Origin of the sequence: Micropruina sp. (assembly GCF_047607385.1) — a bacterium.
Taxonomy (GTDB): domain Bacteria; phylum Actinomycetota; class Actinomycetes; order Propionibacteriales; family Propionibacteriaceae; genus Micropruina.
On the sequence record NZ_JASGDE010000059.1, the window covers coordinates 1 to 20810 of the forward strand.

At 70.1% G+C, this 20810-nt stretch carries 19 protein-coding genes and 1 tRNA gene; 6 read left to right on the forward strand and 14 right to left on the reverse strand.

Annotation, left to right across the window (positions count from 1 at the left end; translation table 11 throughout):
- A partial coding sequence (locus QM582_RS05605; RefSeq protein WP_415082515.1) for a sensor histidine kinase occupies window positions 1–1185 on the forward strand: 1185 nt, incomplete at its 5' end.
- Here the strand turns inward: QM582_RS05605 and QM582_RS05610 are convergent.
- The 3 genes from QM582_RS05610 to QM582_RS05620 all read right to left on the reverse strand — a co-directional run bounded on the left by QM582_RS05610 (window position 1160) and on the right by QM582_RS05620 (window position 4212).
- A complete protein-coding gene (locus QM582_RS05610; RefSeq protein ID WP_415082516.1) occupies window positions 1160–2557 on the reverse strand; it encodes an FtsX-like permease family protein in 1398 nt (465 codons plus the stop codon). The genes QM582_RS05605 and QM582_RS05610 overlap by 26 nt on opposite strands.
- Before the next feature lie 3 nt (window positions 2558–2560).
- Window positions 2561–3361: an ABC transporter ATP-binding protein gene (locus QM582_RS05615; RefSeq protein WP_415082518.1), complete on the reverse strand. Its 801-nt coding sequence runs from the start codon at window positions 3359–3361 to the stop codon at window positions 2561–2563.
- Window positions 3362–3456: 95 nt separating this feature from the next.
- Window positions 3457–4212 carry a hypothetical protein gene (locus QM582_RS05620; RefSeq protein ID WP_415082520.1) on the reverse strand — a complete coding sequence of 252 codons (756 nt, stop codon included), beginning with the start codon at window positions 4210–4212 and terminating at the stop codon, window positions 3457–3459.
- A 1-nt stretch (window position 4213) separates the two neighbouring features.
- Between QM582_RS05620 and QM582_RS05625 the strand changes: the two genes are divergently transcribed.
- Window positions 4214–6391, forward strand: coding sequence for a hypothetical protein (locus QM582_RS05625; RefSeq protein ID WP_415082521.1), 2178 nt, complete (start codon window positions 4214–4216; stop codon window positions 6389–6391).
- A 7-nt stretch (window positions 6392–6398) separates the two neighbouring features.
- Here QM582_RS05625 and QM582_RS05630 read toward each other — a convergent pair whose 3' ends face one another.
- The 6 genes from QM582_RS05630 to QM582_RS05655 all read right to left on the reverse strand — a co-directional run bounded on the left by QM582_RS05630 (window position 6399) and on the right by QM582_RS05655 (window position 12260).
- Entirely contained in the window at window positions 6399–7076 is a 678-nt protein-coding gene (locus tag QM582_RS05630) for a response regulator (protein ID WP_415082523.1), read from the reverse strand.
- A gap of 10 nt (window positions 7077–7086) precedes the next feature.
- Window positions 7087–7692 (reverse strand): response regulator transcription factor, encoded by a 606-nt coding sequence (locus QM582_RS05635; RefSeq protein ID WP_415082525.1) that lies wholly within the window; start codon window positions 7690–7692, stop codon window positions 7087–7089.
- A complete protein-coding gene (locus QM582_RS05640) occupies window positions 7689–8936 on the reverse strand; it encodes a sensor histidine kinase (protein ID WP_415082527.1) in 1248 nt (415 codons plus the stop codon). The genes QM582_RS05635 and QM582_RS05640 overlap by 4 nt, the downstream gene beginning before the upstream one ends.
- 60 nt (window positions 8937–8996) lie before the next feature.
- Window positions 8997–9815: an ABC transporter permease gene (locus tag QM582_RS05645; RefSeq protein ID WP_415082529.1), complete on the reverse strand. Its 819-nt coding sequence runs from the start codon at window positions 9813–9815 to the stop codon at window positions 8997–8999.
- Window positions 9812–10807: an ABC transporter ATP-binding protein gene (locus QM582_RS05650; protein WP_415082531.1), complete on the reverse strand. Its 996-nt coding sequence runs from the start codon at window positions 10805–10807 to the stop codon at window positions 9812–9814. Before QM582_RS05650 ends, QM582_RS05645 begins: the two co-directional genes overlap by 4 nt.
- Window positions 10808–10913: 106 nt before the next feature.
- Window positions 10914–12260 carry a DUF222 domain-containing protein gene (locus tag QM582_RS05655; RefSeq protein WP_415082532.1) on the reverse strand — a complete coding sequence of 449 codons (1347 nt, stop codon included), beginning with the start codon at window positions 12258–12260 and terminating at the stop codon, window positions 10914–10916.
- A gap of 167 nt (window positions 12261–12427) precedes the next feature.
- On the opposite strand from QM582_RS05655, the gene QM582_RS05660 reads away from it, so the two are divergent.
- From QM582_RS05660 to QM582_RS05675, 4 genes are all read left to right on the forward strand, one after another.
- Window positions 12428–13222: an SGNH/GDSL hydrolase family protein gene (locus QM582_RS05660; protein WP_415082534.1), complete on the forward strand. Its 795-nt coding sequence runs from the start codon at window positions 12428–12430 to the stop codon at window positions 13220–13222.
- 5 nt (window positions 13223–13227) lie between these two features.
- On the forward strand, window positions 13228–14556 hold the full coding sequence (locus QM582_RS05665) for a MurT ligase domain-containing protein (RefSeq protein WP_415082535.1): 1329 nt from the start codon (window positions 13228–13230) through the stop codon (window positions 14554–14556).
- Window positions 14553–15284 carry a type 1 glutamine amidotransferase gene (locus QM582_RS05670; protein ID WP_415082536.1) on the forward strand — a complete coding sequence of 244 codons (732 nt, stop codon included), beginning with the start codon at window positions 14553–14555 and terminating at the stop codon, window positions 15282–15284. Before QM582_RS05665 ends, QM582_RS05670 begins: the two co-directional genes overlap by 4 nt.
- Before the next feature lie 67 nt (window positions 15285–15351).
- Window positions 15352–15424 (forward strand) — tRNA-Lys (locus QM582_RS05675).
- Between the two features lie 125 nt (window positions 15425–15549).
- Here QM582_RS05675 and QM582_RS05680 read toward each other — a convergent pair.
- From QM582_RS05680 to QM582_RS05700, 5 genes are all read right to left on the reverse strand, one after another.
- On the reverse strand, window positions 15550–16770 hold the full coding sequence (locus QM582_RS05680) for a tyrosine-type recombinase/integrase (RefSeq protein WP_415082538.1): 1221 nt from the start codon (window positions 16768–16770) through the stop codon (window positions 15550–15552).
- Window positions 16771–17121: 351 nt separating this feature from the next.
- Window positions 17122–17577: an HNH endonuclease gene (locus tag QM582_RS05685; RefSeq protein WP_415082543.1), complete on the reverse strand. Its 456-nt coding sequence runs from the start codon at window positions 17575–17577 to the stop codon at window positions 17122–17124.
- A gap of 337 nt (window positions 17578–17914) precedes the next feature.
- Window positions 17915–19057, reverse strand: a complete 1143-nt coding sequence (locus tag QM582_RS05690; protein WP_415082540.1) for a hypothetical protein — start codon at window positions 19055–19057, stop codon at window positions 17915–17917.
- Window positions 19058–19997: 940 nt separating this feature from the next.
- Window positions 19998–20162 carry a FaeA/PapI family transcriptional regulator gene (locus QM582_RS05695; RefSeq protein ID WP_415082545.1) on the reverse strand — a complete coding sequence of 55 codons (165 nt, stop codon included), beginning with the start codon at window positions 20160–20162 and terminating at the stop codon, window positions 19998–20000.
- Window positions 20163–20424: 262 nt separating this feature from the next.
- A partial coding sequence (locus tag QM582_RS05700) for a transposase (protein ID WP_415082542.1) occupies window positions 20425–20810 on the reverse strand: 386 nt, incomplete at its 5' end.

Consider the following 20810-nt stretch of genomic DNA (forward strand, 5'->3'; position numbering starts at 1 on the left):
CGCAGCGCCGACGCACCCGCGGCGGAGCCGGCGCGTCCGGCGTCCGGGCGGAGGCGGAGCCGGCGCGCCGCGCTGACCTCCATCCAGGGACGCCTGGTCGTCTGCGCCGCGCTGGTGGCGCTGGCGACCCGGTTCCTGCCGCAGGCGGCCGACGGGTGGCCGCTGGCGGCGGTCGGTCTGGGCGTGCTGGGCTGGATCGCGGTCATCCTGGTCCGGCCCCGGACGGCGGCCGCCCTCGCCGCTGTCGCGCTGGTCATCGGCGCCGTCGCCGACCCGGGTGGGCTCTGGCACAGCATCGCCGCCGGCCTGCTGGCCGCACTGGCCGGCGCCCGATTCGGCGTCCGCGGCCTGTGGCTCACGGTCGGCGTGTTCGTCGCGTTCTGGGCGGTGGTGATCCCCTGGCACGGGCTCCCCCAAGCCGCACTGACCTTGATGATGGTCGTCGCCATCGCCGGCTTCGCTTGCGGCCTGACCGTCGGCACGCTGCGCCACGCTCACCTCACCTCCACGGCGAACCTGCGCCGGCTGCGCCGGGAACGCGACCGAGCCATCGAACAGGAGCGCACCGAGGCCGCCCGCGAACTGCACGACGTGGTGGGGCACCAGCTCACCCTGATCGCCATGCAGATCATGGCCGCCGCCGACAGCGACGATCCGACGGCGCTGCGCGATCATCTCGGACGGATCCGGCAGGACACCACCACGGCGGCCGACGAACTGGCGATCCTGCTGCACGAACTGCGGACCGCCGAGGCCGACCCGGTTCCGCTGGCCAACCCGCTGCGCAGCGGCGCGGCGATGGCGGCCCGGCTGCGCGAGAACGGCTTCGATCCCGAGCTGCGGATCGATCCGTCGGTGGCGACGCTGGCACCCGAGACCCAGCGCATGCTGTCCCGGGTGATGCAGGAGGCCACCACCAACATCCTGCGGCACAGCGCGCCCGGGTCGAGTTGCCGCTACCGCCTCCACGTCCAGCCGGACGCGGTGGCGCTGACGGTGACCAGCCCGCTGCCGGGTGCCGCGTCCACCCCGGGCACGACCGGCTGGGGACTGCAGGGCATCCGGGAGCGGGTCGAGCTGTGCGGCGGTACCTTCGCCGCCGGCCCCGATCAGGGACGCTGGACGGTCCGGGTCGAGCTTCCCGTGACCGCGCCCGCGCTCACTCCGCAACCAGCCGGGCGATGATCGCCGGCTCGGGCTTGCGCAGCGACCCGAGCGACGGGCCGAGCGTGGCGGCGATGGTCACCAGCAGACAGATCCCGAAGGACGCGGCGAACGTCTCGTACTGCGGCACGACGATGAGCGGGAAGCCGGCCGCCGGCAGGGCCACCGCCAGGAATCCCAGGGTCATCCCGACCATCGCCAGCGACAGCAGCGCACCGGTGACGGTCACGATGACCCCCTCCAACACCGGGAGGCTGAACCGCTGCCCCGGGGTGGCGCCGGCCACCCCGACCAGGGCCAGTTCGGCCTCCCGCTGCTTCGCCATCATCAACAGCGACCCCACCCCGCCCGACAGCGCCACCGCCAGCGGCAGGCCCAACATCGACACCATCGTGGTGGGGCCCGCGGCCGAAAGCTCGACGCCCAGCGAACGGACCACGCCGGTCATCACGCCGCCCAGCAGCACCATGCCGAACAGCAGCCCGATCGTCATCATCACCGGCGTCACCGACTTGCTGAACCGGGCCCCCTTCACCGCCGCGATGGTGCGGGCCAGCCGCCAGATCGGGTCCCGGGTCGGCACCAGCCGCGTCCAGGCCCGGGTGACCGGACCGACGATCGCCGGGGCCAGCACGGACAGCATCGCCCCGGCGACGATCAGCACCACCACCGCGGCCAGCACGACGTTGCTGAACCTCTCCTTCGGCTCCAGCGACACCAGCACCGGGATCAGCGCGAACGCCGCCGCCAGCACCGCCACGCACAGACCGAACCGGACCCACCGAGCGGCTCCCATCCGCTCGTCGGGAGCGGCCGCGGCGATCCGCAGCGCCTCCACCGGAGGGATCGCACCGGCCCGGCGAGCCTGCCGATGGCCGCCGATCAACGCGATCCCCGCCGCGGCCAGATTCGCCGCCAGCACCGGCCAGACCGCGTACACGGCGTCCGGCACCACCAGCTGCAGGGTCGGATCGTCGTTCAGGTACTGCAAGGTGGGTTGCAGCATGGCGTAGGCGACCAGGTCGCCGACCACCGCGCAGGCCAGGCTGACCACCACCAACTGGCTCATGATCGTCGACACCACCTGCGCCGGAGTGGCGCCGACCAGGGACAGCCGGGCCAGCGAGCCACGCCGGGAGTCGACCACCAGGCTGGTCGACCCGCCGATCACCACGGCGCCGACGATCAGGCAGAGCACCAGGTTGAGGGCCGGCGCGAACGTGTACGAGGCGGAGCTCCAGTAGTCCATCCGCCCCGACAGCACCGCGTCCACACCGACGTGCTCGACGAGCGCGGACAGCGCCAGCGCGAAGTTGACCGTGATGAAAGTGAGGCAGACACCCAGCCAGGCCGTCCAGGAGTCGCGCAGTTCGGCGACCTGCAACCGTCGCACGGCTCAGCCCTCGGTCTGCTGCGACAGGCCGGCCAGGGTGGCGGCGACCTCGTCCACCCCGGTCGGACGCAGCTCCCGCACCAGCAGCCCGTCCCGCATGAACAGCACCCGGTCGCAGCGGGCCGCCACCGTCGGATCGTGGGTGACCACCAGCACGCACTGCTCGGGGTGCTCGGAGATCCGGTGCAGTTCGTCCAGCACCAGGACGCCGGAACGGGTGTCCAGGGCGCCGGTGGGTTCGTCGGCGAAGACGATCCGGGGACGCTGGGCCAGCACCCGGGCCAGCGCCACCCGCTGCTGCTCGCCGCCCGACATCGACGGCGGACGGGCCTGCAGCCGCTCCCCCAGCCCGACCGTAGCCAGGGTCTGCTCGATCACGTCCATCGGCGGCGGCCGCCGGTCCAGCAGATACGGCAGGGAGACGTTCTCGACCGCGGTCAGGGTGGGGATCAGGTTGTACGCCTGGAACACGAAGCCGATCTCGCTGCGCCGCATCGTGGCCAGCTCAGCCCGCGAGCAGGAGGCGATCGAGCGTCCGTTCAACTGCACCTCGCCGGAGGTCACCGATTCCAGCCCGGCAAGGCAGTACAGCAGGGTCGACTTGCCGGAGCCGGACGGCCCCATCACCGCGACCATCTCGCCGTAGTTCACCGACAGCGACACGCCGTGCAGGATCTCGGTCAGCTGCCGCCCGGTCCGGAACGACTTGGCCACGTTGTGGGCCACGACGGCGGCCGGTGCCGCCCGGTCCGGGACGCCCGGCTGGGTGCGGGCGTCGGGAGATGGATACGGGTGCGTCGTCATGCCGTGCCTCGTTCGTCCTCTGGGGGACCGGATCGGCGGGGCATCGGCGCCTCCGCCGCGGTTGCCCCCACCGAACCAAGGCGTTGCCGGACGGGTCAACGTGGTCGGCGTCGGGGTGCCCAAAAGTTAACGTTCGGGTCGGGTTCCCCGTTGTCCGAACAAGACGGTGCCGCGCGCCCGGTCATCGCTGTCGCGAATTGCGCGCCGAGTGGACGCAACGGTATTTTCAGCCCGACCGAACGATATGACCAGCGGTACTGAGACCGTCCTTCTCGCTGGCTGAGACTTTCGAGCTGACCCCCAAGCTGAAAGGCCGACACCGTGAACGGTGTTCTGAGTGCGCGATTCCCGGGCCGGGCGCTGCTGATGCTGCTGGCCGCTGTGCTCCTCGCGGGATCCATCCAGCTGCAAGTGGCGAGCCCCGCCCACGCCGCCAGCGGCGACGTCGGGTGGAAAACGCCGACCGTGCCGATCGACGTGGTGTCGGGCACGGGGAAGTACGCACCCACCCTCGAATGCGTCGCCCGCACCTGCATCGTGACGAACACCGCGAGGGTCACCGTCGTCGCGCAGAACGGCGCGACCTTCCTGGGTGCCATTGGAACGGCGGTGCCGTGGGTGACCGGCACCGGCACTGCCCGCGGCACCTGCACCCTCACCGATTCGACGACGGTGACCTGCCGGATGACCTCCAGCGCGCCGATCGCGTCAGCTTCAACGTCCACGACGTTTCGCTCCGCCAGCCCGTTCGAGGTGACCGTACCCGACAGCATCGGCGAACGGGAGCCAGTGCTCCAGGCGACCTGGGACGACACGACGAAGTCCGGGAACACCAGCACGGACAACGACATCGTGACCATCGTCCGCAACGGCGAGACCCACTGGCAGAGCCCGGCCACGATCGGATATTCCACCGCCTACACCACACTGCCGTCGGTCTCCTTCGACTGCGCGACGCCCGAATGTGGCCTGACGCCTACCGGCGGCTTCGAGATGGAAGCGCTCGGCGGCACCACGTTCAGCAACGCGGTCGGCGGCAAACTCACCTTCGGCAGCGGACTGCTTTCCGGCGTTTGCGCAGTGCAGTCGACGACCCGGATCCGCTGCACTCTCGACCTACCGACCTTCGTCGCGGAAGGGACCGTCATCCAACTCGCCCGGCCGGGGGTCGCCCTCCCCGCGGGCACAACGACCGGTACAGCGCTGGTGAGGGTCTCGCCACTGGTCGACACCGACACCAACAGCACCACCACGATCGTCCTGCGCGACCCGGGCCCAGCGGACAACGGCGACTGGGCACCCCGGTCGAAGCGCGTGCTGGTGCCCGATAATGCCGACCGGACACCGCAGCTGGCCTACGACTGCCTGGAACCCGTCTGCCTGTCCGGGCCGGCGTCCGGATTCCGGATCGAGGCGATGGCGGGTGCGACCTTCTCGGGTGCGGTCGGCGGCACCACCGCGTTCGGCAGCGGCACATTGGCGGGGGTCTGCACTGTCGAGTCGGCAACCGTCACGCGCTGCGCGCTGTCCGCCGCACGCGAGGTCACGCGGGGCGGATCGGTGGTGCTTCCCCGGCTCGGCATCACCCTGCCGTCGGACCTGCCGCCCCTGGCCACCGTGTTCCGGACCAGTTCGGTCGCCGAGGACGCCAACCCGGCCAACGACCCGGCCGACTACCGCGTCTTCGGTGCGGACCTGCTGGCCGATCGGCTGGTGATCGCGGAGGACTTCGAGCATGGTCAGGGCACCGGCTCGACCTCGCTCACCGACTACACCGGCGCGCCGCCCGGCAACCAGACCTACACCGCCGATCCGGCCTGGCTGGTGACCTGCAACGGCACCATCCAGTCCTTCGAGCTCACCGCCACCACGCTGCCGACCTGTGCCGACGCGTCCGCGACCGCCGACCTGAAGGACCTGTCCTGGGCGCTCGGGGCGTTCCGGGCAGGCCTCGACGGCAACGGGGCCGATCCGTCCGGCAACCACGCCCTGAGCTCGTACACCGGAGGGAACCTTCCGGCCGGCCAACAGACCGTGCTCTCCGGCGGCAACGGCTTCGACGTCACCCCGGGCCACTACTACACGACATCGTTCGACGTGGCGGCCCGGTCGTGCACGGTTCGAGGCGCGTCCTATTTCCTCGGGCTGATCGATGCCGACGGAACCGTCGACCTGCTGAACGAGGACGCGATCGACCCCTGCCTGGTCTACCAACAGGTGGTGACCGATCCTCGGCGCGGCTCGAACTACCTGGGTCGCTACTTCGCCGAGGACGCCCACCAGGCGACCGGCTCCACGCTGCGGTTCCGGGTGCGCAACACCGAGATCGCCGGTTCCGGCAACGACAGCGGCATCGACAACCTGGCCGTCTACGACGTGACGCCCACCTTGGGCAAGTCGTTCGCGCCGGCGTCCGGGCTGGCGACGGGGCAGAGCACCGTGTTGACCTTCTCCATCGAGAACTCCGCCGAGCTCGGCGGCAAAGCCGGCTGGCGGCTGTCCGACACCCTTCCGGACGGCCTGGTGGTCGCTGACGATGCTGCCGTCGACAGCACCTGTCAGGCGACGACGGTCACCGCGACCCCGGGTGCGACGACGATCGCGGCGGTCGGGTCGCTGGCGACCGGCTCGTCGGGCTGCACGATCAGCGTCTCGGTGGTCGCGGCCAGCCTCGGCACCTTCAGCAACTGCGCGGCGAACATGGACGTGGTCGGGCTGATCGGACCCTCGTCCTGCGCGGAGGTCAGCTACACCATCGACAACCGGCCGACGCCCACGCCGACCCCGACGGCCACGGCGACCCCGACGCCCGAACCGCCGCCTCCGCCGCCTCCGACAGAGCCCACGACGCCGACGCCGGCCGCCTCGACGTCCCCGGACCCGACCACCACCCCGCTGCCGCCGAACGGCCGGGGTCAGCTGCCGACCACCGGCGGCGGACCGGGCCTGGAATCCTTGCTGGCCGGGCTCGCACTGATCGGCGCCGGCGGCATCGCGCTGCTGGCTCGCGAATCTCGCCGACGGCGGTGACCTGCGGTCAGTTGCGGGGCGGCGGCAGGACGTGCGGATCGATCAGGTCGAGCTGCACGGCCCGAATCAGGATCCCGGTGCGGGACTTCACCCCGAGCTTGGCACCGATTCGGGACAGGTACTGCTTGACCGACCCCTCGGACAGATGCAGTTGGGTGCTGATCTGCTGGTTGGTGAGCCCCTGGGCGAGGCAGCCGAGCATCTCCTGTTCCCGCCGGGTGACCCGGACGCCCCCGGCCGTCGCCACCGGATCGTTGTCCCGCAGCACCGCGCCGACGAGCTCGCGGCGCACCGCGCTGGACAGCGGCATGTCCCCGGCCAGCGCCTGCCGGATGCCGTTCAGCAGCCCCACTCCCCCGACGTCCTTGAGCAAGTAGCCGGACGCCCCGGCCCGCAGCGCCGCCACCACGTCGGCGTGGCCGCTGAACGTGGTCAGCACGACGACGCAGGCATCCGGCCGGCGCGCGGTGATCCGCCGGGTGGCTTCCACCCCGGTGACGACCGGCATGTCCAGATCCATCAGGATCACGTCGGGGCCGAGCCGTTCGTCGGCTTGCACGCCCTCCTCACCGTTGCGTGCCTCGCCGACCACCTCGAAGCCGGGCTGGCGGCCGAGGAAGGCCCGGTACGCGGCACGCACCGCCGGGTCGTCGTCGACGACCAGGACGCGGTGCGGCTCGGTCATGGCAGGCATGCTAGATCCAGCCGCGTTCCCGGGCGATCCGGACGGCCTCGTGCCGCGTCGCCGCGTGCAGTTTGCCGATCGCCGAACTGAGGTAGTTGCGGACGGTGCCGGGCGACAGGTTGACCCGGGCCGCGATCTCCTCCACCGGCGCCCCGCCGTCGGCTGCGGTCAGCACGTCCGCCTCCCGCGGGGTCAGCGGGGAGTCGCCGGCGGCGATGGCGTCCGCGGCCAGGGACGGGTCGACGTAGCGTCCGCCGGCGGCCACCGTCCGGATCACCTGCGCCAGCCCGGCGCCGGTGACGGTCTTGGGCACGAAGCCGCGCACCCCGTGCGCCAGCGCCTGTTTGAGGTGCCCGGGCAGGCCGTGGCTGGTGACGATCACGCAGGCGCAACCGGGCAGTTCCTCGGCCAGCACGGCCGCCACCTCGGTGCCGGACCGGCCGGGCATCTGCAGGTCGAGCACCGCGACGTCCGGCCGCAGCTTGCGGGCCAGCGCCAACGCCTCGTCACCGGAGCCGGCCTGGCCGGCGACCTCGATGTCGTCGGTCAGCTCCAGCAGGGCGACCAGCGCCTCCCGGATCAGATGCTCGTCGTCGGTCACGATCACCCGGATCATGCGTCCTCCCTTGTGGTTGGCTCATCGGAGGCCACCCGCAGCCGGGCCAGCGCGGCGGCGTCCACGGTGGCGGTGAGGGTGAACGAATCGTCGCCGCGCTGCACCGACAGGATGCCGCCGACCTCGGCCAGCCGCTCGGTCAGCCCGGCCAGCCCCGACCCGATGCGCTCGGACGCCGGGTGCGGCCGGTCGTTGTGCAGCACCAAGCGTGCGGCGCCCGGATCGATGGTGACCGCGACCCGGGCCTGGTCGGCGTCCGCGTGCCGCAGGATGTTCGTGGTGCCCTCGCGGACCACCCAGGCGAACGCCCGGGCCACCGGCGCCGGCAGCGCCGCGACCCCGTCGACCACCGTCGTCACGTCGATTCCGGACGCCTCCAGCAGCGAGCGGGCGCCGGCCACCTCGGCGTTCAGGTCGCTCTCCCGGTAGCCGCGGACGACGGCGCGCACTTCGTCCAGCGCGCGAGTGGCGATGGACTGCACCTCGTGCATGGTGTCCACCGCTTCCGGACGTCCGCGCCGGGCCTGCTCGGCGGCCAGTTCAGCCTTCAGCGCGACCGCGGACAGGGTGCGTCCGAACACGTCGTGCAGGTCGCGGGAGAAGCGCAGCCGCTCTTCGGTGACGGCGAGCCGGGCGGTGTCGAAACGGGCCCGCTCCAGCTCGCGGGTGCTGGTCAGCACATTGCGGAACATCACCGCGTAGCCGAGCAGTGCCGCCGTGGCGAACGCCGACCAGTAGGCGATTACCACCCGAGGCGTCGGTTCGGCGAGGCCTGGATGCGGACCGACCCAGACCGCCAGCTGGCCCACTGCGACACCGGTCAACCCGACCAGCATCGGCCGCGTGTCGGGCCGGCCCAGCATCGGCATCGCCAGCACGCTGCCGATGGTGGCGCTGGTCAGGGTGAGCAGAAACGCGGTCGGCGGCAGCACGAAGCCGGCGGTCGCCGCGACGACGACGCTGGCGCCGATCCACAGCCGACGGACGAGCTCGACGTTGCGCACCAGGACGGCGTCCCAGCCGCTGGCCGGCAGCAGCGCGGCCTCGCGCAACCGGGTGTGCAGCACCACCAGGCCGGCCCAGGCCGCCACGGTCACCAGCGCCAGCCAGGGCAGCGACCACTCCAGCGGGGCGTCGCCGGCGACCACGGCCAGGCCCGCCAGCGGCAGGATCGGGAACGCCCAGTGCAGCGAGTTGTAGACGTAGCGCTCGGTGCGCCGGACACCGGTTTCGGTGCTGGTCACGGGAATCTCCTCCTCGTCGGTGAGCCTAACGGGCGGCTCGGACAGTTGTTCCGGACGCGGTCAGGACCGCGGATCCCAGCGGAACCGGCGCAGCCCCAGCAGCACCGAGCCGACCGTCCAGGCCAGCAGCGGCAGCAGCATCCCGCCGGCCGCGGCCAGCGCCTCGGTACCGGCGACCGGGGCACCGTCGGTGCCGACGCCGACCGTGGCGAGCTTGACCAGGTCGACGACCGGGGTCATCGGCAGCGCGTGGGCGATCCGCGCGACCGGTCCGGGCAGCCATTCCAGCGGGACCGAGAAGCCCGACAGCAGCAGCGAGATCAGGATCAGCGGCAGCGTGGTCAGCTGGGCCGACTCGACGGTCTTGGTGTAGGCGGCGCTGACGACGGCGAGCGCCGTCCAGGCCGCCGCACCGCCGATCACGGCCAGCGTCAGCGCCCACGGGTGCAGGATCGGGGTGCCGAGCAGCAGCGCTCCCCCGATCGCGATCATCGCCTGGATCGCGAACAGCGCCCACAGCGGCACCGCGGGTGCGCCGAGGATCTCCGCCGCGCTCGGCTCGCCGGCCAGCAGTCTCTTCAGCACCAGCTGTTCCCGGCGTCCGACCAGCGAGGTGACCATCGTGTAGTAGATGACGAACATCAGCGCGGTGCCGACCAGCACCATGGTGAGCACAACACCGAGGCCGGCCCGGTCCTGGCTCATCCCGAAGAAGGCGAAGCCGACCAGGAAGGGCAGCGCGACGGCGGTGAAGACGGCGGTCCGGTTGCGCAGCAGGATGGTGGTCTCGCCACGGACCAGCGCCCAGAACCGGCGGGCGGTGGAGCCGCGAGCGGGGACGTCCGTGGCGGTGGCGGGTGAAACGGTGCGGGTGGTCATGACAGCTCCCTGGTGTTTGCGATGTCGGCGGTGCCGGCGAAGTCGGCGGTGTCTGCGATGGAGAGGAAGACCTGCTCCAGCGACGCGGAGCGGGCCTGGAGGTGCGGCAGCGGTGTGCCGCCGGCCCAGGCGAGGACGGCGGCCAGGGTGCGCTGCAGGGTGGGGGTTTCGATCTGCACCGAGTCGGACGCGGTGACGCGGGCGCCGGCGGCGTCCAGGTCGCTCAGCGAGAGCCCGGCGGGACGGGCGAAGCTGATCCGGGCCGGGGCGTCGGCGACCATCTCGGCGAGGGTGCCTTCGCGGGCGATCACGCCCTGATGCATGATGGCGATCCGGTCGGCGAGTTGCTCCGCCTCCTCCAGGTAGTGGGTGGTGAGCAGCACCGCGGTGCCCTGCCGGACCAGGCCCTCGACGAGTGCCCAGATGGACCGCCGGGATTCGGGGTCGAGGCCGGTGGTGGGCTCGTCCAGCACCAGCACCTCGGGGTTGCCCATCACGGCCAGCGCGATGTCGAGCCGGCGACGCTCGCCGCCGGACAGCTTGGCGGTCTCGACATCGGCGCGGCGCATCAGGTCGACCGCGTCGAGCGCCTGCTCGGCGGGCTGAGGGTTGCTCAGGGTTCCGTGCCACAACCGCGCCATCTCGGCCACGGTGAGGCTGGGCGGGAAGCCGGAGTTCTGCAGCACCACGCCGGTGCGATGCCTAACCAGGGCCCGCTCGGCGTGCGGGTCGTGACCCAGCACGCGGATGCCGCCCTGGCTGGGGCGGGCCAGGCCCTCGACCAGTTCGACGGTGGAGGTCTTGCCGGCCCCGTTGGTGCCGAGCAGCGCGAACAGTTCGCCGCGGGCGACCTTCAGGTCGACGCCGCGGACGGCCTCGAAGTAGTCGGTGGGTTCCCGGCGTCCGGTGAGGATGTTGAGCCGGGTGCGGGTCACGTAGCGGCGGCGGACGCCGGTGACGACGATGGCGTCTTCAGCTGTCGTTGTGGTCATGGCTCAAGCCTTCCGGCCGCCCTCGGCGTCCGGCAGTGTCAAGCCTCACCGGCTGGCCTGGGATCGTCACGAACCACCCATGACGGATGTCATGGGTCTGGTCCGATCATGCCGCGAGTATTCGGCGCAGCCGTCGCTCCAGCGGCGAGTCGACCGGCGGTGGCAGGTAGAAGTCCGCCACCGGGTACCCGCGCTTGCGGCGACTGCCGGGCGGTCGGGGTGGCCGGCTCTGGTAGGCGTGTCCGGTCGGAGTGACGGTGGCGACCGCGTCGCCAGCTCCCTCCGGGACGGGCCTCGACTGCCAGCCGGGCATGGTCTTGATCTGATTGCAGGCCTCACACAGGCCTTGACCGTTGGCGGCGCTCGTCGCGCCACCCACCTGGTGGGGGATGACGTGGTCGGCATGCCGGATCGGCGCACCGCACCACGGCGTCCTGCAGTACCGGTCGCGGGCGACCAGGAACCGTCGCAGACCGGTCGGGAACAGCCGGGCCGTCGACTCCATCGCGACCAGCCGCCCACTGTCGGGTTCGGTATAGAGCCGGCGAATCCAGGTTCGGGCGCCATCGGGCAGGTCGTGCACCATCCGCCGGGCCAGCGGTGCCGGGATGGGGCCGTGGCCGGTGACCACGGCAGCCTCGTCGGCGTCGTCCGAGCCGCCGCCGAAGAGAGTCTGATCGGACATGATCAGCTGGATCTCCACGTCAATGTCCGCTGCGGACGCCCGGCCGGTGACACGTTCGACGAGGGTGTCGGCCATCAGCTGCCCCTTGCCGCGCCCGTCGCCCGCGGAGCGGGCAGCGTCAGCGGCTTGGGTGAGGGCCGCGAACGCGGCCACTCCCTGCGCCACCGGAAGGAGCGCGGACAGCCTGGTCATGCAATCGGGTGCTGGCCGCAGCGACACACAGCGGTCGGCCTCGGCCTTCCGCGCCCTCTCCACGAACGAATAGGGATCCAGCCGATAGGCGACCTTCCGGGCCTCCGCGACCAGCGCACGGTCGCTCAACTCCCCCAGTCGACCAGCAAGTTCGGCATCGACCTGCTGCCGATGCTCACGAGTCAGGCAGGCGGTCTCCTTCACCACCAGGGTGGCTCGCCACTCGCTCAGCTCTCCAGCAGCGAGGGCAGCCATCGTGTGCGGCATCCCACTCATCAGCGCGTCGGCCACGCTGACCAGCCGGGAGCCGTTGCGCGGCGACTCCTTCCGCGCCAACGCCACCTGGGCCGCCACGTCTTTACCACGCCGATCGGCCGGCACCCCGGCCGCCTCGTGTTCGGCGACCTGCAGTCGCTTGAACGCCACCGTGACCCGTGCCTGGGCGGCGGCGCAGGCCGACTTGAGCTGCTCCAGCGACCGAAGCTGGTCGATCAACCCGGCTGCGTCGGCAGCCAGGCTCACCTCGGCAACCCCGGGCACCAGGCCACGGAGCATGTCGGCGGTGAGCTTCTCCATGGCTGGATTCTAGCCGAATCTTCGCCTATAATCAAATGTATGTTCGATATCTGTATCGACCTCCGCGGCGTCCCGAACCGGTGCCGCCCACCCCCGGCGAGCACCGTGGATTCAGGGTAGCGGCGGCGTCCGACATGTTCGCGGGCGGCGGAGTAGGGTGATGCGACGTGCGGATTCATCCCTGGCGCCGCTTCGTGGCGATCGGCGACTCACTCACCGAAGGTCTGGCCGACCCGTACCCGGACGGCAGCCCGCGCGGCTGGGCCGACCGCTTCGCCCAGCACCTGGCGGACGCTGCCGGTGAGCCCGTCGAGTACGCGAACCTGGCCATCCGTGGCCGGCTGTTGCACCCGATCCTCAACGAGCAACTGGAGCCGGCGTTGGCCATGCGGCCCGACCTGGTCAGCCTGTGGGGTGGCGGCAACGACATCCTCCGGCCGCGCGCCGACGTGGACGCCATCACCGACGAGATCGAGCGCGCGGTGATCCGGCTGCGCGAGGCCGGCGTGGACGTCGTCCTCGGCACCGGGGTGGACGCCAAAGGCTCCCCGGTGCTGGAACTTACCCGAACCCGCACCGGCATCTTCAACGCCAACATCTGGACCATCGCCCGCCGCCACGGCGCCCACGTCATCGACGTCTGGGGCATGCGCTGCCTGAAGGACTGGCAGTTGTGGCACGACGACCGGCTGCACTTCAACAGCATCGGCCACGAACGGGTGTCGCAAGCCGCGCTGGTCGCCGTCGGTCTCGCAGCGCGTCCCGGCTGGGACGATCCACTGCCCACGCTGCCACCCATATCCCGGCGGGAGTGGCTGGACTGGCAGTTGACCTGGGCCAGGGAGCACGCCGGGCCGTGGATCGGACGCCGAATCCGGCGCACCTCCTCCGGCGCCGGACGGACCGCGAAGCTCCCGCAGTACGTGTCGGTCCCGCCGCAATCGACACAGACGGCAGAATAGGCCGCATGCCTGCCGCAACCCTGGGACGTCGAGCCGCCCCGGCCACCCTGCGCCTGCCCGACCGGGTCCGACTCGGTGCCGCCGTCGCGGCCGGCAATCTGGCCGCCGTGGGATCGCGGCTGGCCAACCGCGGTTCGGGGGCGTCCATCCGCGGCCAGGTGCTGACCCGGATCGCCCCGGACGCCTTCAAGCTGCTGCTGCGCGGACGCCGGATCGCCAGCGTGTCGGGCACCAACGGCAAGACCACCACCACCCATCTGCTGGCCGCCGCGGTGCGCGCCGGGCTCGGCGCCGACGCCGCCCGGCTGGTCACCAACGCCGACGGCGCCAACCTGCACTACGGCATCGCCTCCGCGCTCTGCCAGGCCCGAGCGGCCGACATCGCGGTGCTGGAGACCGACGAGCGGGTGGTCTCGGACATGATCGCGTTCGGACGCCCCGAGGTGCTGGTGCTGCTCAACTTCAGCCGCGACCAACTCGACCGGCATCACGAGATCAAGGCGCTCGGCCGGGCCTGGCGGGCCGCCCTGGAGCGCGCCGGCCACGACGGTCCGACGGTCGTCGCCAACGCCGACGATCCGCTGGTGGTGTGGTCGGCCGGCACCGCCGCCAACGTGGTCTGGGTGGACACCGCCACCTCGTGGACGGCCGACGCGGCGCTGTGCCCGGCCTGCGGCACCGTGCTCGACACCACCGGCGATCGCTGGGACTGCCCGGGCTGCGAACTGACCCAGCCGGAGGCGTCCTGGCGGGTGGACGGCGACCGCATCGTCACCCCCGACGGCACCCGGGTGAGCCCGGAACTGCGGGTCCCCGGATCGTTCAACGTGTCCAACGCCGCCTGCGCGCTGGCCGCCGCCACCGAACTCGGCGTCGAGCTGGACGCCGCACTGCGCGGCATGCGGACGGTGACCTCACCGGCCGGACGGTTCGCCACCGCCACCCTGCAGGGCACCACCGCCCGGCTGCTGCTGGCCAAGAACCCGGCCGGCTGGGCGGAGGCGCTGCCGCTGGCGGCGTCCGACCCGGTGATCCTGGCGATCGACTCGGTCGCCGCCGACGGCAAGGACGTCTCCTGGCTGTGGGACGTCGACTACGAGCAATTGCAGGGCCGCCGGGTGATCGCCACCGGCCCGCGGGCGCAGGATCTGGCGGTCCGGCTCAGTTACGCCGAAGTGGAGCACCAGGTGATTCCCGAACTGACCGCCGCGCTCGCCGCGGTCGGCGACCACCCGTCGTCGACGTCCCGTCCGGGAACCACGGAGGCACCAGTGGACCTGATCGCCACCTACACCCCGTTCCAGCGGCTGCTGAAGATGGCGGGGCTGCGATGAGCGCCCCGGTCGAGATCGTCCTGGTCTACCAATCGCTGCTCGGCATCTACGGCGACCGCGGCAACGCGATGGTGCTGCTGAAGCGGCTGCAGTGGCGCGGCATCGAGACGAAGCTGACCATCGTGGAGCCGGGCGACCCGGTGCCGGCGACCGGCGCGGTGTATCTGCTCGGCGGTGGCGAGGACGCCGCCCAGGTGTCGGCGGTGAAGGCGCTGAAGGCCGACGGCAACCTGTTCCGGGCCCTGGACGCCGGCGCCGTGCTGTTCGCGGTATGCGCCGGCTACCAGATCTGCGGCACCACCTTCACCATCGGCGAACGCGACGAGGTGATCGAGGGCCTCGGGCTGCTGGACGTGGAGACCCGCCGCGGCCCCGAACGCGCGGTCGGCGAGATCCTCACCCGCTGGACGGCGCCGGACGGCACCGAGCAGCTGCTCACCGGCTTCGAGAACCACGGCGGCTTCACCCGGCTCGGAGCCGGCGCGACGCCACTGGCCAGCGTCGAGATCGGGATCGGCAACGCCGGCGACGGCACCGAGGGCGCCGTCCAGGGACGGGTGATCGGCACCTACCCGCACGGCCCGGTGCTGGCCCGCAACCCCGCCCTGGCCGACCACCTGCTCGCCGTCGCCCTCGATCGTGACCTGGAGCCGCTGGAGCGTCCCGAGATCGACGAGCTGCACCGGCAGCGGGTGGCCTTCGTCCGCAAGCAGGGCGCACGCCGTTGACCGACCTGGGACCGATCGGGCCGCCGATTTCACCTCTGGCCACGGCTTCTGTATAGTTACTGATCGCGCGCCGCTAGCTCAACTGGCAGAGCAGCTGGCTCTTAACTAGCGGGTTCGGGGTTCGAGTCCCTGGCGGCGCACAGAAAGTCCTCTCACTAGGGGAAACGGAAGGGGCAGGCGATGGCCTGCCCCTTTGCGTACCCACTTACTTACCCGGTTTGTGGATCGGGCTACATCCGAGCTACCCGCTTTGCCCCCCCCCCGCTCAGAGCATCGCCGCTAGGTCGGCCTTGTCACCTCGGAGGTCGCGGCCTAGGTAGACGTTCGCCGTCATCGTCGGGTTGGCGTGCCCCAACTGATCCGCGATCCGCACGAGGGGCGCCCCGGCCTCGTGTAGGCGCGTCGCCACGGTCCGCCTGAACGTGTGGGAGGTTGCCCAGTCGAGCCCTGCCCGGTCGAGCACTCGGCGGACCGCCGATGCCAGGTTGCTTGAATCCATCGGCACGTCCTGCCCGGCTACGTGCCCCGGCGAGGCGAACACATAGCCGTGCTGGCCGTACGCCCTCCCCCGGCCTGCCAGTCGCTCAGAGAGCCACTGAGGCAGGCTGAGCAGTCGCACCGAGCTAGCCGTCTTCGTCCCCTCGATCAGTACCGTCCCGGCCTCTAGGTCAACGCGATCCCATCGCAGCATCCGCGCCTCGGAGATACGCACTCCCGTGCCGGCCAGGAACGCCACCAAGTCCGCCACGGTCTCCCGCGTCCGCACGGTGCGGCCGACGCCCCGTGTCGCGCCCTCTAGCTCCCGCGCTTCCCGCGCCCACGCGTCGGCGGCAGCGATCGCGGCGTCGCGCTCGGTGGCTGTCAGCGATCGGCGCTTGTCGCGGCTGCTCTCCCTCGGCTCGACAGCCTTCACCGTGCCTGTGTTGCGCGCGGCGTTCAGGTCAAGCACTCCCATCCTGACGGCCCATCCGAACAGCCCGGACAGCACCGTCCTCGCCATCTTCGCCGCACCCGTACCGTGTCGGTCCGCCACGTCTCGGAGTAGCCCTAGAACCCTCTGAACATCGTTTGCGCTCGACAGGCTCAGCCCTCGCAGCGCCGACCCCTCCGCGACGATATAGCGCTCCCACGCCCCCCTGTAGGCCTCTAGCGTCTTAGGCGCACGCCCCGCATCCGGACGCGCCAGCGCCGCAAGCCAAGCCTCCCCTGCCTCAGTGAGCGGCGTGCTTGGCCGCACCGTTGCGTGCCGTCCGCCAACCTTCAGGTCAGCGATCGCCGCGCCCATCCGCGCCTCAGCCTCGCGCCTAGTAGGAGCCCAGCGCGTGAGGTCTACCAGCGTCCCGTCCGCCTTGCGGAAACGGCAGCGCGTACGCCACATGGTCGCAGCCCGGGCGTTGGGCGCGGGGACGCGCTTGCCCGCCTGTTCGCGATAGGCGGTCGCCTTCACTGGCGAATGAGTGAGCGGTTCGAGTGCAATCCGTGCCATGCGATACAGGGTATCAGCTATCAGGGTTTGAGTCACTCCCTCCGCCCACAACTTCCGTCGAGCTGAGTGAGCAAACCTCGCGGGCGGGGAAAGGGAAGGGGGGCAGCCCCCGCCCCTGCCAGCGGGGTCGGACACCCGCGCGCCCCAGTGCGTGCGGGGACGTCCGGTGAGGCTAGAGCAAGGGCACCCAGCAAGAAAGGGGGGGTATACACTCTCGCGCGCATAAAAGGCACCCCCAGTATTCAGCTGCACGCCTTGCGCCACCCTCCGGAACTTTCGCCCTCTGAGCGGCTATAACAGCAGCACACAAGGGACCGCCCACGCGCAACGGCGTAGGCGGTCCCCCCGAGTTCACCCCATCATTAGGAGAATACCCTCGACGCCCTCGGCATGGTCCCAGATTGCGGCTAGCCGTTCGTCGGTTGGCTTGCCAACATTGCGATTATTGCCCCCCGAGTCGGTCACTCGGAGATGGGTCGGCTCAATACAACGCCGATTACGGCAGAGATGATCGAGTAGCATCCCGGCCGGGATACGCCCCCGTAGAATCGTCCAGGACAGCCGGTGCGCCAGCCAGCTACGCCCACCGTGCCAGACCACGCCGTAACCCTCGGCCAGGTCTCCGGTGAACTCCCGGCAACCGGTGACTTGATCCGCCCGTGAGTTCAGTGCCAGCTTCAGCAATCCTCGCTCATTGGCCGTCAATGCCGCCAGGTGGTCACTTGCGACACATCGGGCGTTCCCACATAGGTGAGTCACTATTCGCCCTGAGGGAACTTCGCCGCGATGGAGATGCCAGGTCAGCATGTATGCCAGCCAGCTTCGCCCCTGCCAGGTGATCCGCTGTCGCTTGCCCCGCCACTCTCGACAGCCGGTCGCGGCGTTCGTCTCCGAGCCTTCCGCTAGGCGGCGAAGCGCCTTCGCCTCGGGCGAGGGTTTCGCCGCTTCCCGTCGAGCTTTCCGGCGTTCATCCTGAACGGCTTGATTAGCCTTGCGCTTATCCGGGTTGGCCTCACTCCAGCGCTTTGTGTAGTAGCGCTGGCAGGGCCGGCAATGCCATCTACCATCTTTGCCGTAATAGCTTTCGCTGAGCGAGTGATCCCGCTTACAGGGGACCACTCGCCGTTGCGGGCTGTTGCCGACCTCAGGCACCGGCCTCGGTCCCGCCGACAATCACGTTCAAGTAGACAACAGTTGCCCCGGCAGGCTTGCGCACCGGGAACGCGGCCCCGGGACCGTCCTCGATCTGATGCACCGTGCCGCTGCCCGGCAGCGGCATGCCGAGTAGTTTCCGACCTCCGGCCTCCATCGCAGCTTGCGCCTCGGCCCGGCTACGGGTGCTGATTGATGCCTCCACCGATGACGCCGTGCCGCTGAGCAGTTCCACCTTCTGCCGTCCCGCTCCGACGATTGCCACTGTCCCCGTTTGGACGTAGCGCTTCCCGTCGAGAGACTTCCGTTTGCCCGGATTGCCGACTGCGACTTCGTGAATATCGGTGGCGTGATCGCCGCCCATCCATTCGTAGAGCCCGCCGTTCACCAGTTCGCTGAGGATCCGTTCCGGGTGTGCGAGTTCGGCACCCTTGGCCTGCCAACCTCCCTCGCCGATCGGGTCGGTCAGTCGCGACGGGAACGGCGACGCGATCGGTCCATATTCGACGTCACTGCTCACATTCCATTGCGTCAGGTAGCGCCCGTCGCCGTCCGTGGAATGCTCGACGCTAACCGTAGCGTTGTGTGTCATCTTCGCTGACTGCCGAGAAAGAGCCTTCTGCACGTCCTCGATCGCCGGTCCCCGGGTGAGCGAGTTCCCCGCGACTAGGACCACCTTTGCCGAACCTCCGACCCATCTACGCCCGATATGCTCGGTCGCGTTTTCTTGCAGGACGTGAACGACGGGAAGGTCTTTCTTGGGGAAGTTCGCGGGCAGCCGGTCGGAAACGGTGAGCGTCATTCCCGGGAACAACTCGGCCAGGTTCTGCGCTACTGCCTCGCCGTATTCCAGGTCGGTGAAGCGCGCCGATCGCGCGGCGCTCTGCGCCTTCCTCGCCAGGGCACCCGCTACGAGCGGGGCGTACTCGGCCTCGGCGGCAGCCGTGGCCCATTCCAGCGCCTCCGGCGCCTCCCCGGCCTCCGCAGTCGCCCGCAGCTCGCGGAAGCTCTGAGCGGCTTCCTCGGCCTTCTGGGCCGCAACGGCAGCCTCAGCCGTGGCTTCCTCGGAGCGCTGGCGTCGAGCCTCGAAACGTGCTTCGGCCTCGGCGTCTACGTGGTAGTTCAGTTCGAGCATTCTTGGTTCCTTCTGTAGCTGTTACATGGTCCAGAATCGTGAGTCGTGATCCCTTACGGCTCGGACTTCGTCCCGAGCCGTCAAGATCGCTACTCGGGATTACCTGACCCGCAACGGGTCAGTTTGTACGGCAGGAACTTTCAGGTGTTCATCCCGAAGGCGTTCATCCCGGCCACCTTTTCTGCCGTTACCCTCAGCGAAGCTGTTAGCGGGATAGGGAGTCGTGAGTCGCGGATCCGACGGCCCACGCCTTCGGCGGGCCGTAGGGGGTTGGGATCGCTACTCAGAGTAGGGAGTCGTGTTAGCCGGTTCCAGGCCCCCCGCCTACCTGACAGCCCAACCGCCCGATCCGCCAGGTCGGCGCTCCCGCCTCGCGACTCGCGATTCCCCGCACCCGCTCCTATATAGGCAGGCTGTTATGGGCCCCTCGGGGGGTCGGATAATGGGATTGTTCCCCTGTTCCCCTTATTTCGGCCCTCGGGGGAACGTCGCGACATGGGTTGCGGGTCGCCGTCCGCTGGCGCTCTCCACTAGATCGAGTAGCCCAGCAGCCCTCGCCACGCTTAGACGCCGGGCAGCCTCAGCCGGGGATACGCCGAGTGCCTCGGCGATCTGCCGCCTCGAAACGGACACCGTCAGGTCGGCCTTCATATGGTCGGCGAGGAACAACAGCAGCACTCGCACGCCGTTGCATCCCGCCATGTATTGACCTCGATAACGGAACACCCAAGTTCGCCAGTCTGCAACTGAGCGACGCCGGGATCGGCGGAAGTCTTTCGGGACCATCAGGTTCCTCCCCGTTATATGCTGTTGCATTGACCCCCTCAAGGCGTAGATGCCCCTCAGAAGCTCTGTGCGCCGTTCTAACAGCCTTGCATGGTTTCTGCGTGGCTTTAGAGGTGCAGAACCCTAAGGCCGTCGGATCGCATCCTGTGGCTTCCTAGAGGGTATGGAGCTTCCACACGGTCGGGCATCCCTGACGGCCGGGAGCGACTCGCTCGACAAGGCCAGCGCTCTCAAGTTGGCGCAACCCTGTTGCTACATAGCCGGCACTCAGCCCTACCTTGCGGGCGATCGCACGGAGCGTTCCGGTACTGACTTGCACCGCGCTGCCCTCGCGGGCGTAGCGGCTATCCCCGGACAGTTCCGCCAAGAATGCGGGCTACGCCGGGCATTGCCCCCTTCTGCGGCACGCCCTCCAGCCACTCCACCTAGGCCACCTTCCGCGCGAGGTACTCGCTCAGCTCGACGGGAGCTTCCCAATCGCCGGTGTTCGGGTTGTATCTCCACACCTTCGTCTCGGCGCCGCTCGGCGGCCTCTCCGTTTCTTTCGCCGCGATAGCGCGTACGGCCTGAGTTGGACCTCTTTAGTGCCCCAGGGCGTTGAGGATTTCGCGGGTGTCTGGGTCGATGGCGGGTTGGGCGTCGAGCCGGTGGCTGCCGATGGTGATGGTGACCTGGCGTAGCGGGCGCAGGGTGGTGATGAGCTTGCGCAGGCTTCGACCGGATCTGGCTTGAAGGTCGCGGGCGATCGCGAGGGCGGCGAACACGATGGTCAGGTGGGCTTCGATCGCTTCGCGGGTGTGGTGGAAGATGGGCCGGGCCGCCAGGTCCGTTTTGGACATCCGGAACGATTGCTCGATCCGCCACAGGTCGTGATAGCTGGCGATGATGTCGGCCGCCGGCATCGTCTGGGCTTCGATGTTGGTGACGTAGCCTTTCAGCCCGGCCAGCCGGCGGGCTCGTTCCACCG

Excerpts from the sequence above, each read along its gene's own strand:
- QM582_RS05615 (WP_415082518.1), bottom strand. The coding sequence starts at position 3,361 with ATGACGACGCACCCGTATCCATCTCCCGACGCCCGCACCCAGCCGGGC.
- QM582_RS05620 (WP_415082520.1), bottom strand. The coding sequence starts at position 4,212 with ATGTCGTTGTCCGTGCTGGTGTTCCCGGACTTCGTCGTGTCGTCCCAG.
- QM582_RS05630 (WP_415082523.1), bottom strand. The coding sequence starts at position 7,076 with ATGACCGAGCCGCACCGCGTCCTGGTCGTCGACGACGACCCGGCGGTG.
- QM582_RS05635 (WP_415082525.1), bottom strand. The coding sequence starts at position 7,692 with ATGATCCGGGTGATCGTGACCGACGACGAGCATCTGATCCGGGAGGCG.
- QM582_RS05645 (WP_415082529.1), bottom strand. The coding sequence starts at position 9,815 with ATGACCACCCGCACCGTTTCACCCGCCACCGCCACGGACGTCCCCGCT.
- QM582_RS05650 (WP_415082531.1), bottom strand. The coding sequence starts at position 10,807 with ATGACCACAACGACAGCTGAAGACGCCATCGTCGTCACCGGCGTCCGC.
- QM582_RS05655 (WP_415082532.1), bottom strand. The coding sequence starts at position 12,260 with ATGGAGAAGCTCACCGCCGACATGCTCCGTGGCCTGGTGCCCGGGGTT.
- QM582_RS05665 (WP_415082535.1), top strand. The coding sequence starts at position 13,228 with ATGCCTGCCGCAACCCTGGGACGTCGAGCCGCCCCGGCCACCCTGCGC.
- QM582_RS05670 (WP_415082536.1), top strand. The coding sequence starts at position 14,553 with ATGAGCGCCCCGGTCGAGATCGTCCTGGTCTACCAATCGCTGCTCGGC.
- QM582_RS05680 (WP_415082538.1), bottom strand. The coding sequence starts at position 16,770 with ATGGCACGGATTGCACTCGAACCGCTCACTCATTCGCCAGTGAAGGCG.
- QM582_RS05685 (WP_415082543.1), bottom strand. The coding sequence starts at position 17,577 with ATGCTGACCTGGCATCTCCATCGCGGCGAAGTTCCCTCAGGGCGAATA.
- QM582_RS05690 (WP_415082540.1), bottom strand. The coding sequence starts at position 19,057 with ATGCTCGAACTGAACTACCACGTAGACGCCGAGGCCGAAGCACGTTTC.